Raw genomic sequence first — 16,124 nt, forward strand, 5'->3', positions numbered from 1 at the left:
GAAGCCGTCACAATAGACGACGCTCCAGCTTTCATGGTGTTTTTGGCCCGTCCAGGCAAAAGGCGCCACCCCCTCTGCCCGGCAGGGCAGAGGGGGTATCTATCTCGTTACCAGACCATTGTCGCGTACTATGCGAAGCGGTTTTCCGTTCGGAATTGCGCCGCCTAAACCGCGCGAAACAGGGTGACGATGCCCATGCCGCCGCCGACGCCCATCATCGCCAGTCCTTCCGTGCCTTTCGGCGATGCCAGCATCTGCGAGAAAAGCCGGACGGTGAGGATCGCCCCCGAGGCGCCATAGGGATGGCCGAGTGCGATGGCGCCGCCGTCGAGATTGACCCTTTCCGCGGCGATATCGAGTTGGTCGAGGCTGCCGAGCACCTGCGAGGCGAAGGCCTCGTTGAATTCGATGAAATCGACCTTTGCCGGATCGAGCGCGGATTGCCGTGCCTTCAGCTTCTGCATTGCCGGGACCGGGCCAAGCCCGAGCAGATTGGGATCGACGCCCGCGGTCGCCGCATCGACGAATTCGAGTGCGAAGGAAACGCCAAGTCGTTGGGCCTCGGCAAAGCTCGTCACCAGCACCACCGCCGCGCCGTCGTTGATCGGGCAGGCATTGCCGGCCGTTACCGTCCCGCCCTCGACGAAGACCGGCTTCAGCCGTTGCAGCGTCTCCAGCGAAGCATTGGCACGAGGGCACTCATCGCGCGACACAGAGCCTGCCGCCGTTTCGACCGGCACGATTTCGCGGGCGAAGCGGCCGGCAACGGCAGCCTCGACCGCGCGACGGTGGCTTTGAAGCGCAAAGGCGTCCTGGCGCTCACGGGAGATCTTGCAGGCGGTCGCGACGTTTTCGGCGGCGACGCCCATATCCGGATCACCGATCTCGTCTGGTGCCATGCGGGCGCGCTTGACCGGCGCGAGTTCGCCGCCGCGCTCCAGCGGCGGTCTCAGGCGGATATGCGCACGGCTGGCGCTCTCGGTGCCGCCGGCCAGATAGAAACGGCCGGCGCCCGCCTGGATCATCCGTGCGGCAAGGGTGATCGCCTCCAGCCCGGAACCGCATTGGCGGTCGACGGTGACACCCGGCGTCGAGACCGGCAGGCCGGCTTCGAGGGCGGCGAGCCGGGCGAGATTGCCGGCGCTGTTGGCGGCGTTTCCGAGAAGAACGTCGTCGATCTCGCTCGCCTCTACACCGGTATCGCGGAGAATACGGGCGATCAGCGGTGCCGCCAGCTGCGACGGTTCGATATCGCGAAGCGTGCCGTTGACGCGGCCGATCGGTGTGCGCAGAGCAGCGATAATGACAGGTATGCGTGCCGGGTCAGTCGATGAGTTCGAGAGCATCGTTTCCATCCGCGATCCATTGTCTGAGCGTGCCCCCCGCCACCTTGCCCGACTGCGTCATCGGCATATTCAGGCAGAGCCAGATGCGGCGCGGATGCTTATAGCGCGGCAGGTGGGCGGCGAGATGACGCTCAAGCGCTTCTCGATCAAACATACCGCCTTCCGGCTCGATGACGGCGACGAGTTCGCTGCCGAGATCCGGGTGGTCGAGCCCGAGGACGAGAGCGGCGTGCACGCCGGGATCTGCAGTCAGCGCGGCTTCCACTTCCTGCGGGTAGATGTTGTTGCCGCCCGAAAGCACCATGCCGCCGGACCGGCCGAGGAGGTGCAGGGTGCCGCACTCATCGAGGAAGCCGAGATCGCCGACCGTCGCCAGCGACCCGAGACGACGGAAGCCGGCACCATCGGTGGTGCCGACATACCCATCGGATATGAGGGCGCTGTCGACGAAGATCGTGCCCGTCTCACGGGTTGGCATTTCGCCCCCCCTGTCGTCGCGAATGCTGAGCGTAACACCCGGGAAGGCACGGCCGACGGCGGTGGCCGAAGCGGTGTCGCCGTTGGTAGCAACACTGATGAAGCCCAGTTCCGAGGCGCCGTAATATTCGATGATATCGGCTTGAGGAAACGCGAGTGCCGCGCTGTCGCGATCGTTTTCGGTCAGCTTGGCGCCGGCGACGGTGATCTGGGCGACGGATGTTTGCGGCCGGCCGGCGGCTGCAGCGCAGAGCCGCCGCAGCATCGTCGGCACCAGCGCCAGTCGCTTGACCTCTTTCGCCTCGACGATGGACATTGCCCGGGAAGCCTCGAAATGTGCGGCCCCGATGAATTCGGCGCCGGCGACAAGGGTTTCGGCAAGCGCATAAAGTGTCAGCCCGTGCGCGAGCGGACCGGGCGCAAAGGTGCGGGTGGCGCGGTCGATGCCGAAGAAGGCTTCGCCCGTGGCCAAGCTCCTACGCCACGAACCGCGATCGCGGATGATCGCTTTCGGCGTTCCTGTTGTGCCCGAGGTGAAGACGATCAGGAATGGTTCCGTGTCGTCGCCGATTGCGAGCGGCTTTCGCTCGTTGCCGTCGGTCTCGCGAAAGGTTCGCGTTTTGACGCTTGCGGGCGCATGGAGCGAGAGGTTGGCGCCATCGGCCCTGACAATGAGATCGGGCGACAAGCGATCGTGCATCGTCTGGCGCGTCGCCTCCGGCAGATGCGGATCGATCAGCGCGACGCAGTTGCCGCCGCTGGTGGCGGCAAGGAAGGCAGCGGCGAAGAGCGGATGATTGCCCGTCTCCAGTGCGATCAGGCGAGAGCGGTCGCCGAGCACGCTGCGGCGTTCGGCAATCCCAACCAAGTCTCCGAAACGTTCGGCAAGTGCGCCGGCGATGCGTGCGAGGTCACCAAAAGTGAAAACCCGGCCCTCGATTTGGAAGGCCGGGGCATGCGGATGGTCTTGCGCGTGGCGATGGATCGCGGCGGCAAACGGCATCGGCTCAGGCGCGGGCCGGTAACAGCGGATAGCCGGCGTAGACCGCGCGTGCGGCAAGCGTCGCGATCGCAGCCTTCAGCAGGTCGCCCGGAATGAAGGCGAGCGAGCCGGCAGCAACGGTCATGAGCGGGGTGCCGGTGACGGCGGAAACCCAGGGCATGCCGATCGCATAGAGCACGACGATACCGCCGAGGACGGAGGCGAGGAAAAAGCCGATGAACTGGCGCGTTTCGGCCTGGCCTTCGCGCACGGTGCGCTCGGCGATCAGGCCGGTGACGAAGGTGGCAACGACCCAGCCGATGATGAAGCCGCCCGACGGGCCGGCAAAGACCGCAAGGCCGCCGCGGCCGCCCGAAAGCACCGGCAGGCCGATGGCGACCAGCAGCAGGAACAGCAGGAAGGCGAGCGCGCCGCGCCTCGCGCCGAGAATGCAGCCGGCGAGCATGACGCCCATGGATTGCGCAGTGATCGGGACAGGAATGAAGCCGAGCGTGATCGGCGGAATGAAGCCGAGCACGACGACGATCGCGGCGAAGAGGGCGATGAGCACGAGATCTCTGGTATTCATGTAGTTCCGCTTCCCTGTTTTTTAGAATTCGCGAATTTATTGACGGCGAAATCCGCGCGCGTCAATCGCGGCAGCAATCGTGTCGGCATCTTTCAGCGTCAGGATGATCAGCGGCCCTATGATCGTCAACGGCCGGACGGGCAGTCCGCGGGCGCGATGGGCTTCGCGGATTGCCTGATAGCGCGCAAAGATATCCGGGACGAAGCGCAGTACGAGCCCGAGCGCCAGGCTGACATCGGCCGCCTTCAGCCAGCCCAGCCGTTCCAGCGGGCTCAAGAGGATGGTGATCTCGTCCATGAAGGCGCTGATCGTCGTCGTCGCCGTGACGGCGGCTGCAAACAGAACCAGCGCCATCAGCCGCAAGGTTAACGTGGCGACCTCGGCAATGGACAGGTAAAAGAGATTGACGGCCGCCAGAAAGAAGATCGTCAGGAAGACGAAGCCGACGCGCTTCAGCGCCTCCTTGGGCGTGAGGCCGGCGCAGAGATAAAGAGCGGCGGCCACGATGAAGGCGATCGCCTGAACCGCGAGCGAAGCGCTCAAAAAAAGGCCGATGCTCGACGCCACGAGTGCCATCAGCTTGACCCTGACCGGCAGCCGGTGGAGCAAGCTGTTGCCCTCGATGTGCAAGCTCGTCAGCATCCGGCGATCTCGTGATAGCGGCGGATCGCGTCTTGCGGGTTGCCGTCGAAGGCAAGGCGGCCCTCGTGGAAGAGCAATAGCCGTTCGACATTCTCGACGAGCCCGAGATCATGGGTGATCACCACGGTATCCTCCGGCAGGTCGTCGATCGCCGCGGCGACACGGCGGCGGTTCTTGAGGTCAAGCTGGTTCGTCGGCTCGTCGAGGATCAGGATCTTCGGATCGGTAACGACGACGCTCGCCATGGCGACGAGCTGCGTTTCTCCGCCCGAAAGCTCATGCACGCGTCGCCTTGCCAGGTGTTCGATGCCGAAGCGCGAAAGTGCTGCCTGCATGCGGCGGTCGACTTCTTCGCGCGAAAGCCCGCGGTTTTTCAGCCCGAAGGCGATGTCCTCGGCGACGATCGGCATGATCAGCTGGTTGTGCGGGTTCTGGAAGATGAAGCCGGCCTCGGAAAGCACGGCGCGGTCGTCTTTGATCGTATCGAGCCCGTTGACCGTAACGCCGCCGGAGGAAGGCTTCACCAGACCGTTGATCAGCCGGGCGAAGGTTGTCTTGCCGGAACCGTTGAGGCCGATGATGCCGATGCGTTTTTCGTTGAGCGTGAGCGTCAAGGGGTGCAAAGCCACCCGCTCGCCGAAGCGGACCGCGCAATCGGTAAAGCGGATGTCCATTCCGTTCCTCGCTGTCTCCGGCCCGCGCCGTTTTCGGGTTGCTCTATAGGCCAAGTGCGACAACAAGGGCAATGCAGTCCGCGGACCGATGCGGCATTTGAATTATGGGAATAAAAGCCTATTGTTATCGTCATGACGATTCGCCTTTCCAACAGCGACGCCCGTCGCATCTTCCTCGCCAAGCAGGGCCTTTCAGGCGCGCCCAACCGCGCGCTCGGCAAGGAAGGCCTCTTGAAGCTCATCCACGACATCGGCTTCGTGCAGGTAGACAGCATCGCCACGGTGGAGCGCGCCCATCACCAGATCCTGTTTTCCCGCAACCAGACCTATCGTCGAGAGCATCTGACGGCGCTGCTGGAGGACGATCGCGACCTCTTCGAGCATTGGACCCACGATGCCTCGATCATTCCAAGCAGCTTCTTCCGCTATTGGAAGCACCGCTTCAAATGGGAAGGTGAGACGATCGTCGAGCGGTGGAAGGCGTGGCGCGGCGAAGGCTTTGAAAAAGGCTGCGACGACACCTATCAGCGTATTGCCGAAGGCGGCCCGGTGCTCGCCCGAGACTTGAAGGAAGCCGAACACCAGTCTGGCGGCTGGTGGAACTGGCATCCGTCGAAGACGGCGCTGGAAGTGCTGTGGCGCACGGGCAAGCTGGCGATCGCGCGGCGCGAGAATTTCCAGAAGGTCTACGATCTCACGGAAAGAGTGATCCCGCCGCACCACAACGAGGATGACGTCAGCCATCCGGAGTTCATCGACTGGGCTTGCCGCAGTGCGCTGGAGCGTCTCGGCTTTGCCACCCATGGCGAGATTGCCGCCTTCTGGGATCTGGTGTCGCCCGAGGACGCCAAGACCTGGGTGGCGGAGCATCGCGACGAACTCGTGGAAGTGCAGATCGAAGCGATCGATGGCGGACGCCCGCGTGTCGCCTACGCCTTCGCTGGATTCCCGGACGCACTTGGCGATATCCCTGAGCCGCCGGGCCGGGTGCGGGTGCTGAGCCCCTTCGATCCGCTGCTGCGCGACCGCAATCGTACCGAGCGCCTGTTCGGGTTCTATTATCGCATCGAGATCTTCGTGCCCGAGGCCAAGCGCGAATATGGCTATTACGTCTTCCCGCTGATCGAGGGTGACCGGTTGATCGGCCGCATCGACATGAAGGCGGACCGCAAGCGCGGCAGCCTCGATGTCCGCAAGCTCTGGCTCGAAAAGGGCGTCCGCGCCTCGGCAGGGCGCCTGGAACGCATCGATGCCGAGCTCGATCGGGTTGCCCGCTTCGCCGGCGTCGAGCGGGTGGAACGGCTCGACGGTTGGAATACGTCGCTGTAGCGACTTGAGCCGCTGCATGCTTGCGTCGATCGGTGCGGATCGAGGAAACATGCGGCCCGTGATATTTTCCTTGGCTTGAACCCGCTGCGTTCCTAAATGGAGGCGATAGAAATTGCTGACGCGGGAGCGTGCCACTATGAACACCGATCTGATGAGCCTCTTCGATGCCGACGAGGCAACGGTCCGCAAGGTTCTCTCGGAAACGCTCGCCGGTGCCGACGACGGCGAACTGTTCCTCGAACATGCGCAGGCCGAGGTGCTCTCCTTCGATAACGGCCGGCTCAAGGGCGGCAGCTTCAATACCGACCAGGGTTTTGGTTTGCGCGCCGTTGCCGGCGAAGCGGTCGGCTACGCCCATTCCGGCGAACTTTCGCTTTCGGCGCTCCGCCGTGCTTCCGATGCGGTGGCGCAGGTGACCCGCGGCTATGCCGGCTCCTATGCCGCAGCCCCGCAGCGTACCAACAAGAAACTCTACGGCGACGAAAACCCGATCGGCGAGCCGAGCTTCGAGGCGAAGGTCGCGCTGCTCCAGGAAATCGACGCCTATCTGCGCGCCAAGGATCCGAAGGTCCGTCAGGTGACGGCGACCATCGCCGCTAGCTGGCAGGTCGTCGATATCCTTCGCGCCGATGGTCACCGCGTCCATGACGTCCGGCCGATGACCCGCATCAACATCTCCGTCGTCACCGGCGAAGGAGATCGCCAGGAAAGCGGCTCCTTCGGCACCGGTGGGCGTCGCGGCTTCGGCGATTTCGTCACCGCGGAAAACTGGAAGCAGGGCGCCGACGAGGCGCTGCGCCAGGCACTCGTCAATCTCGAAGCGATCGATGCGCCCGCCGGCACCATGGACGTGGTGCTTGCCTCCGGCTGGCCGGGCGTCATGCTGCACGAAGCCGTCGGCCATGGCCTGGAAGGGGACTTCAACCGCAAGAAGACCTCGGCTTTTGCCGGCCTGCTGGGCCAGCAGGTGGCCGCCAAGGGCGTCACCGTCGTCGACGACGGCACCATCGAGGCGCGCCGCGGCTCGATCTCGATTGACGACGAAGGCACGCCGTCGGGCTACAACGTGCTGATCGAGGACGGCAAGCTCGTCGGCTACATGCAGGACCGGCAGAACGCCCGGCTGATGGGCATGCAGCCGACCGGCAACGGCCGTCGCCAGGGCTATGCCCATGTGCCGATGCCGCGCATGACCAATACCTACATGCTCTCCGGCGACAAAACGCCGGAGGAAATCATCGCCTCGGTCAAGAAGGGCATCTATGCCGTCTCCTTCGGCGGCGGCCAGGTGGACATCACCTCCGGCAAGTTCGTCTTCGGCTGCACCGAGGCCTACCTGATCGAGAACGGCAAGATCGGCGCGCCGGTGAAGGGCGCCATGTTGATCGGCAACGGTCCGGACGCGATGAAGCGTGTCACCATGGTCGGCAACGACACCAAGCTCGACACCGGCATCGGCAATTGCGGCAAGGCCGGCCAATGGGTACCGGTCGGCGTCGGCCAGCCGCATCTGCGCATGGATCAGATCACCGTCGGCGGCACGCAGGCGTAAGGTCCGATGGCGGTCTTCAAGCTGTCCTTTCTGTCGCCGAAGACCGCCACACCGACGCACGAACTGAGGTTCGATCGCGATGCCGCCGAGATCGCGCGGGCGTTGGACCTGCAAAACGGCGTCTTCCTGGATCATGCCTGCTACCGTCTGGATCAAGACGACCTGACGCTGCTGGCGTCGGCCGTCGGGCTTGCCTTGCCAGAAACAGGCGAGGAAGCTGAGCTTCGGCGGCCGCATGCGCTCGATACCGTGCCCGATCTGGTGCACTCCGGCTATGAGCTTCCGCTGATGCTGGAAGGGCGCAAGCCCTTCGCCTTCTTCAGCGACGATGCCGCGTCGCCCTGGCTTGCCGAAACCAAAGAGTTGTTCGCGCCGCACGTTGCCGACGGAACTTTGCTTGCGGACGTGTTCGAGTTCTCGCGGATGTGCCCGACAACGACCGGTGGCGAGAAGGAGCAAAGGGTTCTCTACCTCACCTATGCGTTGCCGGGAGAAGAGTGGCGTTTCGCGCGCTTCAGGCAACGCTGCCACCAGCTCTTTTGCCATTGGCGCCCATGGACGGCAGAAGACGAGCGCGAGGAGGGGCTGCTGCTTGGCTATAGCCAGGAGCAGTGCGACTGGTGACTCGCCAACCGCTTCCGTAGAGCCGTCGTGCAAGAGTGACGAAGGCTCTGAGACCGGCGGCCAATCAGCCGCGCGACGGCAGCATCATGCAGTCATAGGAGCGCTCTTTGAGGGCATCGCAGGCTGCTGCTGCCGCGTCGCGGCTCGAAAAGCCGACGAAGCGGGCGCGGTAGATCGCTTTGGCACCCTTACCGACGGCTTCCGTGTAGGGCGTGGCGCCCGCGAGCGGCGCACCGGCTTCCGAGCGCGCCTGCGCCAGCAGCATGCGCGCAGCTTCTGCGGATGGCGCCGCCGAAATCTGGATCTGCCAGCCGCCTGACGCTGCCGGCACTGCAGCCGTCGTTTCGATCTCGGCAAGCTCCGTCGGCCGTTCCGCGGGGATGGCGGACGTCGATGTCGCTGTAATCACGGCAGCAACCGAATCCCGCTTGGCCCGCTGCGGTGCGGTGTAGGGCATCGGAACCTCGGATGTCGCGACCGCGGCTACTTCGACGGGGGCTTCAATCGTCTTGCCGCCGCGCTTGGATGCCACCAGCTGCCGTCCGCCCTTGGCTGCCTTGCCGACATGGCGATCGAGAAGGGCCGCCATCTTGGCGTCGCGGCTGCGCGCCGTCTTGCCGCCGAGAACGACGCCGACCACCCGGCGATTGCCGTCCTTGACGGCGCTGACGAGGTTGAAGCCGGAGGCATTGGTGTAGCCGGTCTTGATGCCGTCCATGCCATCGTAGCGGTACATCAGGTTGTTGTGCCCCCGCACCTTGCGGCCGCGGAAATTGAAGCTTTCGGTCGCAAACAGCCGGTACTCCCTGGGGAAGTCGCGCATCAGCGCCACGGCGAGCGTCGACATTTCACGCGCCGTCGTCACCTGCTTGCTGGCAGGCAGGCCGGAGGCATTGATGAAGATGGTCTTGCTCATGCCGAGCTGACGCGCCTTGGCGGTCATCATGCGGGCGAAATTCGCCTCGGAGCCGCCGAGCTTCTCGGCCATCGCTGCCGCGGCATCGTTGCCCGAGCGCACGATCATGCCGAGGACCGCCTCGCGCACGGTGATCGTCATGCCGGATTTGAGGCCGAGCCGCATCGGCGGCTTGGCGGCCGCCGCCTTCGAAACCTTGATCTTGCTGTCCCAGGAAAGCTTGCCACTCTTCAGCGCCTCGAAGGCCATGTAGACCGTCATCATCTTGGTCAGGGAGGCAGGATGATTGAGGACATCGGCGTTTTCAGACGAGAGGACCTTGCCGGTGCGTGCATCGAGCACCAGCGAGGCGCTTCCGGCGACGGCTGTCGCCGTCCCGAGCGCCAGTGCGAAGGTCGCCAGCAGGAGGCAGCGCAAAGTTTTCATATCGATCCCCGTCGAGTAGCGCCCTCGGCAAGGCGCAAAGCTGTTTCGTTTTGTGACAAGATCCGTGTCTTTGCTGCAACTTTAGGGCGGAATGTGGCGAGCCGACCTTGTTTTCGAGGTTGTGGTAAATGGCCGATGAACGCTCTCCCCGTTCAACAAGGTTTAACGCCCTCGCCGTTAACTTTCCAGGCTGTTAGTCCGCGCCAGAGTCTCGCGGGCCAGATTTGGGGGCGACCATCAAGGGCATGATCAGGACGATTGTTCGCCGCGCCGCAATTGCCGGTGGGCTGGAAGTCGCGGGGGGGCTGAGCCGCGCCGGGCTGATTGCCAGCGCGCGCGGGCAGGGGGCGATCTTTACCCTGCATCATGTCCGGCCGAAATCTGCCCGTGCCTTCGATCCCAATGCGCACCTGGAAATCACGCCGGAATTCCTCGATGTCGCGTTGAGGACGCTGAAGCGCGACGGCTATCGCTTCACCCCGCTCGAACACTTGCCGGAGGCGCTGGCCGCCAAAGGTGGGCCGGTCGCCTGTTTTACCCTTGATGACGGCTACCGGAACAATCTCGAGCACGCGTTGCCGGTCTTCCAGCGCCACCAGGCGCCATTCACGGTGTTCGTTACCGGCGGGTTCGTCGATCGCACACATACGCTTTGGTGGGAGACGCTTGCCGATATGCTCGCAACGAGCGAGAAGCTGCGCTTTGACTTCGGCCGTGGCGTAGAAACATTGCAGGCGTCGACCACGGCCGAAAGGCAGGCCGTCTTCAATCGCATTGCGGCGTTCATTCACGGCCATGATGAGGCAAAGGCGATCGCTTCCTTGAACGCTGCAGCCCTCGATGGCGGCATCGATCCGCAGGCGATAACCGAACGCCTCACACTGGACGAGGCCGGTTTGCGGCGCCTGATCGAAAGCCCTATCGCGAGCCTCGGCGCCCACACGATCAGCCACCGCGCGGTCGCGCGCCTGACGGATGCTGAGGCGCGGCGGGAGATCGAGGGATCGCTGCGGCGCGTCGAGGCGATCACCGGTCGGCCGCCCCAGACTTTCGCCTATCCCTATGGCGACGCGCCGGCGGTATCCGCACGCGACCATCGCATCGTCGCCGATTTGGGTTTCACCCTGGCCGTCACCACCCAACCCGGCACGCTCATCGCTCGCGCGAAAGCCAGCCTTTATGCGCTACCGCGCATTTCTCTGAACGGCCATTTCCAGCGCGCCCGCTACGTTTCGGCTCTGGCCTCCGGCATACCGTTCCGCCTGGCGGCCGGCTAGAAAAGGCGACTTGGGCAGCCGAGTGCTTCGACGTCAATTGAAGGCAAAAGCCATGAGAATGCTGTCTTGGTAAACACCGTCGTGTTTCCAGTCGCGAACACGCGGCCTTCGATCTGGAAGTCAAACTGCGCGTAAAACGCCCGGGCGCGATGCAGGACTGTCATGTATGCGGCATCCGTCGAAGGCTGGTGCGCTTAGCCGTGAAAGCCAGCGGCCTTCCTGGGCGACGTCATCGAGGCAGCGGTGACAACCGGCTATATCGTCGAGCGTCGCGTCACGAACATCGATCGTCATCAATAGGCATTCAACGGAAATGCCCGGCTCGGGCCGGGCAAAAGACAAAATCCGCTCGGCCACCTGCATAGCCGAGCGTCGTGATTGCATCTGGCGCCTCTCTTGCGACGGACGCGCGGCTTATGGGTACATACGCACCTTTTCCCAGCCGCCTTCGGGTGCCTCGCGGCGAAACTCCATCCGGTCATGAAGCCGGAAGGGGCGGTCGTGCCAGAATTCGATCGACGTCGGGCAGATGCGGAAGCCTGACCAATAGCTTGGGCGCGGGATTTCGCCGAGCGCGTGGCGGGCCGTGTATTCGGCAACGGCCTTTTCCAGCGCGAAGCGGCCTTCGAGTGGCCGCGACTGCTTCGAGGCCCAGGCGCCGATGCGGCTGCCGCGCGGCCGGCTCTTGAAATACTCGTCGGCCTCCTCGTCGGTGACGATCTCGACCGGGCCGCGCACGCGCACCTGCCGACGCAGCGATTTCCAGTGGAAGCACATCGCCGCCTTGCGGGCGCCGAGGATCTCCTCACCCTTCTGGCTTTCGAAATTCGTGTAGAAAACGAAGCCGCGCTCGTCGAAACCCTTAAGCAGCACCATGCGGACATTCGGCAGTCCGTCGGCATCGACGGTTGCGAGCGCCACCGCATTCGGGTCGTTGATCTCGCTACCTTCCGCGTCCTTCAGCCATGTGCCAAACAGGGAAAAGGGTTCATTTGATTCGGTGAAGTCACCGCTTGTTAACTCATTCGCCGCCATATTGCGTTCCAATGCCGTGATGTCTGGCGCGGAAATACTTCGGGATGAGCCCGACCGGTGTTTCCGCATCGAAAATGTCGGAGCCTGTATGTTGACCTTGTCGAGAAACGTGCGGCTCCAGCGAGTCTGACAGGATTGCCGTGCAAGACATAGCAAAGTGGATCGACGCCAAGAAGGGGTATTCCTTCGCCTTGCTGCGTAGCGCGGCAATTTGCCTGCCGGTCCTGGCGCTGTCCGGCTGCATGGGGGCTGGCCTCGACCTTTTCGGCAGCGGAGTCGACCGCACGGTTTCGACGGGCACAGTTCCCGTTGCCAAGACCTCCGATGGCCTTTCCGATGCGGTGATGGTTCGCAACGCCGTGACATCGGCCGAGCTCAACAGCGGCGCCATCAATCCTATTCCCTGGGCCAATGCGACCTCCGGCAGTGCCGGTGTCATCAGCAGCATCCAGGAAGACCGCGCCAGCGGCATGCTCTGCCGCCGATTCACCACGACGCGTCATTCCTACGAAGGCATCGCCAAGTTCGACGGCAGCACTTGCCAGGGCGGCGACGGCGCCTGGTATCTGACGAGCTTCGGCCCGCGCGCCTGAGCGAGCGTTCGACGCAAGCCGTTGAAATCGGTGATTAACCACGTTTTGGCAAATGCGCGCATGACGGCCGGCGTTGACGTCTCAACGGCCACATGAGGCCGCGTGGCTAACCACTATTTAGCAACTTCTCCGGATCATCGGCGTTCAGTGGACGGGCGACAATGGCGCCTGCAATCGGGGCAAAGGCGGGCATCAGGGAGAGGCCGCCGATCAGAGAAGATGGTAGAAACCATGCGTGATCCCTATGTGATCCTCGGGGTACGGCGCAATGCCGGGCAGGATGAAATCAAGGCCGCCTGGCGTTCGCTGGCAAAGGCCGTGCATCCGGACCATAACCAGGACGATCCCAACGCCGCGGAGCGTTTTGCCGAGGCCGGCAAGGCCTATGAGCTGCTGCGCGACCCGAAGCTCAGAAGCCGCTACGACTATGCGCGCCGCGAAGCCGAGCTTCGTCGCATGGAGGCGATGAAGGCAAAGATGCGGCCTCAGGAAGAGGCGCCGGTCGACGCCGAGACCGCCGAGGACGCCATTTCACAGATTTTCGGCGCGGAGACCCGCACCAAGTCGGCCCGGCCATCGCCGAAGCCGACGCCGAAATCATCGCCCAAGCCGGCCGCGGCAGCAAAGGAGCCGGAGCGACCGGCCCAGGCGTCCGAAAGCAAGCCGGAACCAGCACCCGAACCGCAGCAGGAAAGCGCCCTCAAAACAGAGACACCGCTGATGCAGCGTGCAGCCGCACCGGCCGCCGAGCTTGTGGCGGCGATCGTCCGGCGCATCCGGGGTCGCGCGGCAAGGACGGCCGAGAAGGTCCCGGATCTTCCCGTCGATCTCGCCGTCAGCATTGACGACCTGATCAGCCGCCAGCGCCTCAGCGTCGAGCTTCCCGACGGCGAAAGCCTGAAGGTGCAGATCCCTCCGGGTGCCGTCGACGGTCAGAGCATTCGTCTGGCGGAGCAGGGCTATCGGGTGACGGGCATGACCCGTGGCGACGTCGTCGTCACGCTCAGGGTCGACCAGGGCGGGACGTTCCGCGCCCGCGGCCTCGATCTCATGACCACCTTGCCGATCGATCTGCAGGGCGCCGTTCTCGGCTGCGAACAGGTGCTCGAAACCCCGGTCGGGCAGGTTACGGTGGTCGTGCCGGCCTGGTCCGGCTCCGACAAGGTCATCCGCCTTGCGGGCAGGGGGATGCCCGGTGCTTATGGTACGCATGGCGATCTGCTGGTCGAATTGCGGCTGGTCCTGCCCGAGGCGCCCGACGACAAGATCACCGATCTGATGAAGTCGCAGCGCGACGGCCTCTATCTGTGACAGGCCATTTGTGACAGTTCGCTGACACACTGAACCAATATTACGGGGACTAACAGTTCCTGATCTCAGCCGTGCTTGAACCACCCTTGCGGCTATGCCATAGGCAATTCTCGACATTTTGCCGCACCCGTTCTCGTGGGGCGTCTGTGACATTTTTGATCTTTGGCACCGGCGACGGCCGATGCTGGAATAGTATTGGGGACTTACCATGGCTCAGGCATCCGGTCTGATGAAGGGCAAGCGCGGCGTCATCATGGGCGTTGCAAACAACCGTTCCATCGCATGGGGCATTGCCAAGGCCATCCACGCGCAGGGTGGTGAAGTTGCGTTGACCTATCAGGGCGACGCTCTGAAAAAGCGCGTCGAGCCGCTGCTCGCGGAAATCGACGGCTTCATGGCCGGCCATTGCGACGTCAGCGACGAAGCCACCATCGACGCGGTCTTCGACGCGCTTGAGAAGAAGTGGGGCAAGATCGATTTCGTGGTGCATGCGATCGGCTTCTCCGACAAGGACGAACTGACCGGCCGCTACGTCGATACCTCGGCCGACAACTTCGCCAAGACGATGCAGATCTCGGTCTACTCCTTCACTTCGGTTGCCCGTCGCGCTGAAAAGCTGATGACGGACGGCGGATCGATGCTGACGCTGACCTATTATGGCGCCGAAAAGGTCATGCCGAACTACAACGTCATGGGTGTCGCCAAGGCTGCTCTGGAAGCAAGCGTCAAGTACCTCGCCGTCGACCTCGGCCCCAAGAACATCCGCGTCAACGCGATTTCTGCCGGCCCGATCAAGACGCTGGCCGCTTCGGGCATCGGCGACTTCCGCTATATCCTCAAGTGGAACGAGTACAACGCGCCGCTGCGCCGCACCGTCACCATCGAGGAAGTCGGCGACGTCGGCCTCTACATGCTTTCGGACCTGTCGCGCTCGGTTACCGGTGAAGTGCACCACGCCGACAGCGGCTACCATGTCGTCGGCATGAAGGCTGTGGACGCGCCCGATATCTCCGTGATCAAGGACTGACCGAACCGCCAAGGCGGATTCGGCAGCCTGCTGCCCGGAGACATGTTGTGCTGATCTATGTGATCCGTCACGGACAGACAGACTGGAACGCCGAAAGCCGGCTCCAGGGGCAAAAGGATATCCCTCTCAATGACTTCGGTCGCCAGCAGGCGACCGGCAACGGCGTGGCGCTTGGAGGCATCCTCGGCGCAGACGCCCGGCACTTCGACTTCGTCGCCAGTCCGCTCGGCCGCACGCGCGAGACCATGGAGCGTGTCCGGCGGGCCATGGGGCTCGATCCGGCCGCCTACCGCACCGACGAGCGGCTCAAGGAAGTTTCCTTCGGCGATTGGGAAGGGCACACGCTGCCCGAACTCAAGCGCTCGGCGCCACAGAGGATCGCCGAGCGGCGCGCGGTGAAATGGGACTTCATTCCGCCCGGTGAGGATGCCGAGAGTTACGAAATTCTGTCCTGGCGCATAGCCGCCTGGCTCAGGGACGTGACGAAGCCGACGGTCTGCGTCAGCCACGGCGGCGTCATTCGCGTGCTCTTCAAGCTTTTCGGGGAAATGGAAGCCGAGGAGGCCGCGACCGCGGCGATCCCGCAGGACCGCCTTCTGCGCATCTCCGGCAATGCCATCGGCTGGGTCTGATGGTTTGAATCGTCGGGCGTAGATTGGCGCAGTGGCGCGCAAAGCGCTTCACATGGATGCCCGCGCGAGGGGCATCCGATAAAAGGTCATTTTTCAGAAATGTGAAAATCCGGTTCCGGCGAACCGCGCAGCGGCCTGTAGGAAAGGCCGCGCTTTCTATTGAACGATTTCGAGATCGTTGATGACCCGCTTACCGTCCACTTCCGTGTAGAAGACGAGAACCTTTACGCCGGCCTTCAGGCCTTCGAAATTGAATTCCTCGGGCGCCTGATAGTTCTTGCCGTCGTCAAGCGACAGGCTCAGCCTTTCGGTGTCAACACCCGTAATGGTAGCTTCAACGTCGGCGCTTTCGGCAAGGGCGGACAAGGGCGAGAGCAGCCCTGCGGTGGCCATGAGTGCGGCAATAACAAAACGCATTCTTCTTGCCCTCTTCAACGTTTCTGCGAACATCCTTGTCACTCCCCTTTGATCCCCGATTGTGGCAAAAATTGCCTTGCGGCGTGGCTTTTGGCCGGACGCCCCCGCTTTTTTGATGGTCTATCCGAACTCTGGAGACTGGACGGCGGTACCGTATTTTTCAAGCGGGCAGGGGCCGAACTCCGGGTATCGGCAGTGTGGTTTCCCCATGAATTATAGGGTTTGCCAAGGAATTGTGACGAAAGCCAATCTTAAGACTCGCTCGCTACCTTTGG

Annotated in this window: 17 protein-coding genes; 8 read left to right on the forward strand and 9 right to left on the reverse strand. The window is 63.4% G+C overall.

Annotated elements, in window-relative coordinates; translation table 11 throughout:
* Positions 1-164: 164 nt before the first annotated feature.
* From IB263_RS04170 to IB263_RS04190, 5 genes are read right to left on the reverse strand one after another with little or no spacing between them, the layout of a single operon-like run.
* Positions 165-1,346, reverse strand: coding sequence for a thiolase family protein (locus IB263_RS04170; RefSeq protein ID WP_192438015.1), 1,182 nt, complete (start codon positions 1,344-1,346; stop codon positions 165-167).
* On the reverse strand, positions 1,324-2,826 hold the full coding sequence (locus IB263_RS04175) for an AMP-binding protein (protein ID WP_192437687.1): 1,503 nt from the start codon (positions 2,824-2,826) through the stop codon (positions 1,324-1,326). Before IB263_RS04175 ends, IB263_RS04170 begins: the two co-directional genes overlap by 23 nt.
* Before the next feature lie 4 nt (positions 2,827-2,830).
* Positions 2,831-3,394: a biotin transporter BioY gene (locus tag IB263_RS04180; protein ID WP_060584143.1), complete on the reverse strand. Its 564-nt coding sequence runs from the start codon at positions 3,392-3,394 to the stop codon at positions 2,831-2,833.
* A gap of 36 nt (positions 3,395-3,430) precedes the next feature.
* A complete protein-coding gene (locus IB263_RS04185; RefSeq protein ID WP_083523615.1) occupies positions 3,431-4,036 on the reverse strand; it encodes an energy-coupling factor transporter transmembrane protein EcfT in 606 nt (201 codons plus the stop codon).
* Positions 4,030-4,710 (reverse strand): energy-coupling factor ABC transporter ATP-binding protein, encoded by a 681-nt coding sequence (locus tag IB263_RS04190; RefSeq protein WP_060603842.1) that lies wholly within the window; start codon positions 4,708-4,710, stop codon positions 4,030-4,032. The genes IB263_RS04185 and IB263_RS04190 overlap by 7 nt, the downstream gene beginning before the upstream one ends.
* A gap of 132 nt (positions 4,711-4,842) precedes the next feature.
* Here IB263_RS04190 and IB263_RS04195 point away from each other — a divergent pair, with 132 nt between their 5' ends.
* From IB263_RS04195 to IB263_RS04205, 3 genes are all read left to right on the forward strand, one after another.
* Positions 4,843-6,039, forward strand: a complete 1,197-nt coding sequence (locus IB263_RS04195) for a winged helix-turn-helix domain-containing protein (RefSeq protein WP_113292859.1) — start codon at positions 4,843-4,845, stop codon at positions 6,037-6,039.
* A gap of 136 nt (positions 6,040-6,175) precedes the next feature.
* Positions 6,176-7,591, forward strand: a complete 1,416-nt coding sequence (tldD, locus tag IB263_RS04200) for a metalloprotease TldD (RefSeq protein WP_034801178.1) — start codon at positions 6,176-6,178, stop codon at positions 7,589-7,591.
* Positions 7,592-7,597: 6 nt separating this feature from the next.
* On the forward strand, positions 7,598-8,215 hold the full coding sequence (locus IB263_RS04205) for a hypothetical protein (protein WP_192437689.1): 618 nt from the start codon (positions 7,598-7,600) through the stop codon (positions 8,213-8,215).
* A gap of 64 nt (positions 8,216-8,279) precedes the next feature.
* Here the strand turns inward: IB263_RS04205 and IB263_RS04210 are convergent, their stop codons facing one another.
* Complete coding sequence (locus tag IB263_RS04210; RefSeq protein WP_082566262.1) at positions 8,280-9,557, reverse strand: D-alanyl-D-alanine carboxypeptidase family protein; 1,278 nt, start codon at positions 9,555-9,557, stop codon at positions 8,280-8,282.
* A 245-nt stretch (positions 9,558-9,802) separates the two neighbouring features.
* On the opposite strand from IB263_RS04210, the gene IB263_RS04215 reads away from it, so the two are divergent.
* Complete coding sequence (locus tag IB263_RS04215; RefSeq protein WP_060516553.1) at positions 9,803-10,834, forward strand: polysaccharide deacetylase family protein; 1,032 nt, start codon at positions 9,803-9,805, stop codon at positions 10,832-10,834.
* Here the strand turns inward: IB263_RS04215 and IB263_RS04220 are convergent.
* Both IB263_RS04220 and pdxH read right to left on the reverse strand, forming a co-directional pair.
* Entirely contained in the window at positions 10,831-10,998 is a 168-nt protein-coding gene (locus tag IB263_RS04220; RefSeq protein WP_192437691.1) for a hypothetical protein, read from the reverse strand. The genes IB263_RS04215 and IB263_RS04220 overlap by 4 nt on opposite strands.
* Before the next feature lie 250 nt (positions 10,999-11,248).
* The gene (gene pdxH / locus IB263_RS04225) at positions 11,249-11,938 is read right to left on the reverse strand and encodes a pyridoxamine 5'-phosphate oxidase (protein WP_082566261.1); all 690 of its coding nucleotides are present in this window, start codon (positions 11,936-11,938) and stop codon (positions 11,249-11,251) included.
* 71 nt (positions 11,939-12,009) lie between these two features.
* Between pdxH and IB263_RS04230 the strand changes: the two genes are divergently transcribed.
* The 4 genes from IB263_RS04230 (at position 12,010) to IB263_RS04245 (ending at position 15,432) form a co-directional block, all read left to right on the forward strand.
* Entirely contained in the window at positions 12,010-12,462 is a 453-nt protein-coding gene (locus IB263_RS04230) for an RT0821/Lpp0805 family surface protein (protein ID WP_034801195.1), read from the forward strand.
* A gap of 219 nt (positions 12,463-12,681) precedes the next feature.
* Positions 12,682-13,773, forward strand: a complete 1,092-nt coding sequence (locus tag IB263_RS04235; RefSeq protein ID WP_192437693.1) for a DnaJ C-terminal domain-containing protein — start codon at positions 12,682-12,684, stop codon at positions 13,771-13,773.
* A gap of 208 nt (positions 13,774-13,981) precedes the next feature.
* Positions 13,982-14,800, forward strand: coding sequence for an enoyl-ACP reductase FabI (fabI, locus tag IB263_RS04240; RefSeq protein ID WP_034801205.1), 819 nt, complete (start codon positions 13,982-13,984; stop codon positions 14,798-14,800).
* A 47-nt stretch (positions 14,801-14,847) separates the two neighbouring features.
* Positions 14,848-15,432 (forward strand): histidine phosphatase family protein, encoded by a 585-nt coding sequence (locus IB263_RS04245; RefSeq protein ID WP_060603860.1) that lies wholly within the window; start codon positions 14,848-14,850, stop codon positions 15,430-15,432.
* 156 nt (positions 15,433-15,588) lie between these two features.
* On the opposite strand, the gene IB263_RS04250 is transcribed toward IB263_RS04245, so the two are convergent.
* The gene (locus IB263_RS04250; RefSeq protein ID WP_034801209.1) at positions 15,589-15,849 is read right to left on the reverse strand and encodes a DUF1344 domain-containing protein; all 261 of its coding nucleotides are present in this window, start codon (positions 15,847-15,849) and stop codon (positions 15,589-15,591) included.
* Positions 15,850-16,124 lie beyond the last annotated feature (275 nt).

It is taken from the genome of Ensifer sp. ENS03 (assembly GCF_014852035.1).
Lineage (GTDB): Bacteria > Pseudomonadota > Alphaproteobacteria > Rhizobiales > Rhizobiaceae > Ensifer > Ensifer adhaerens.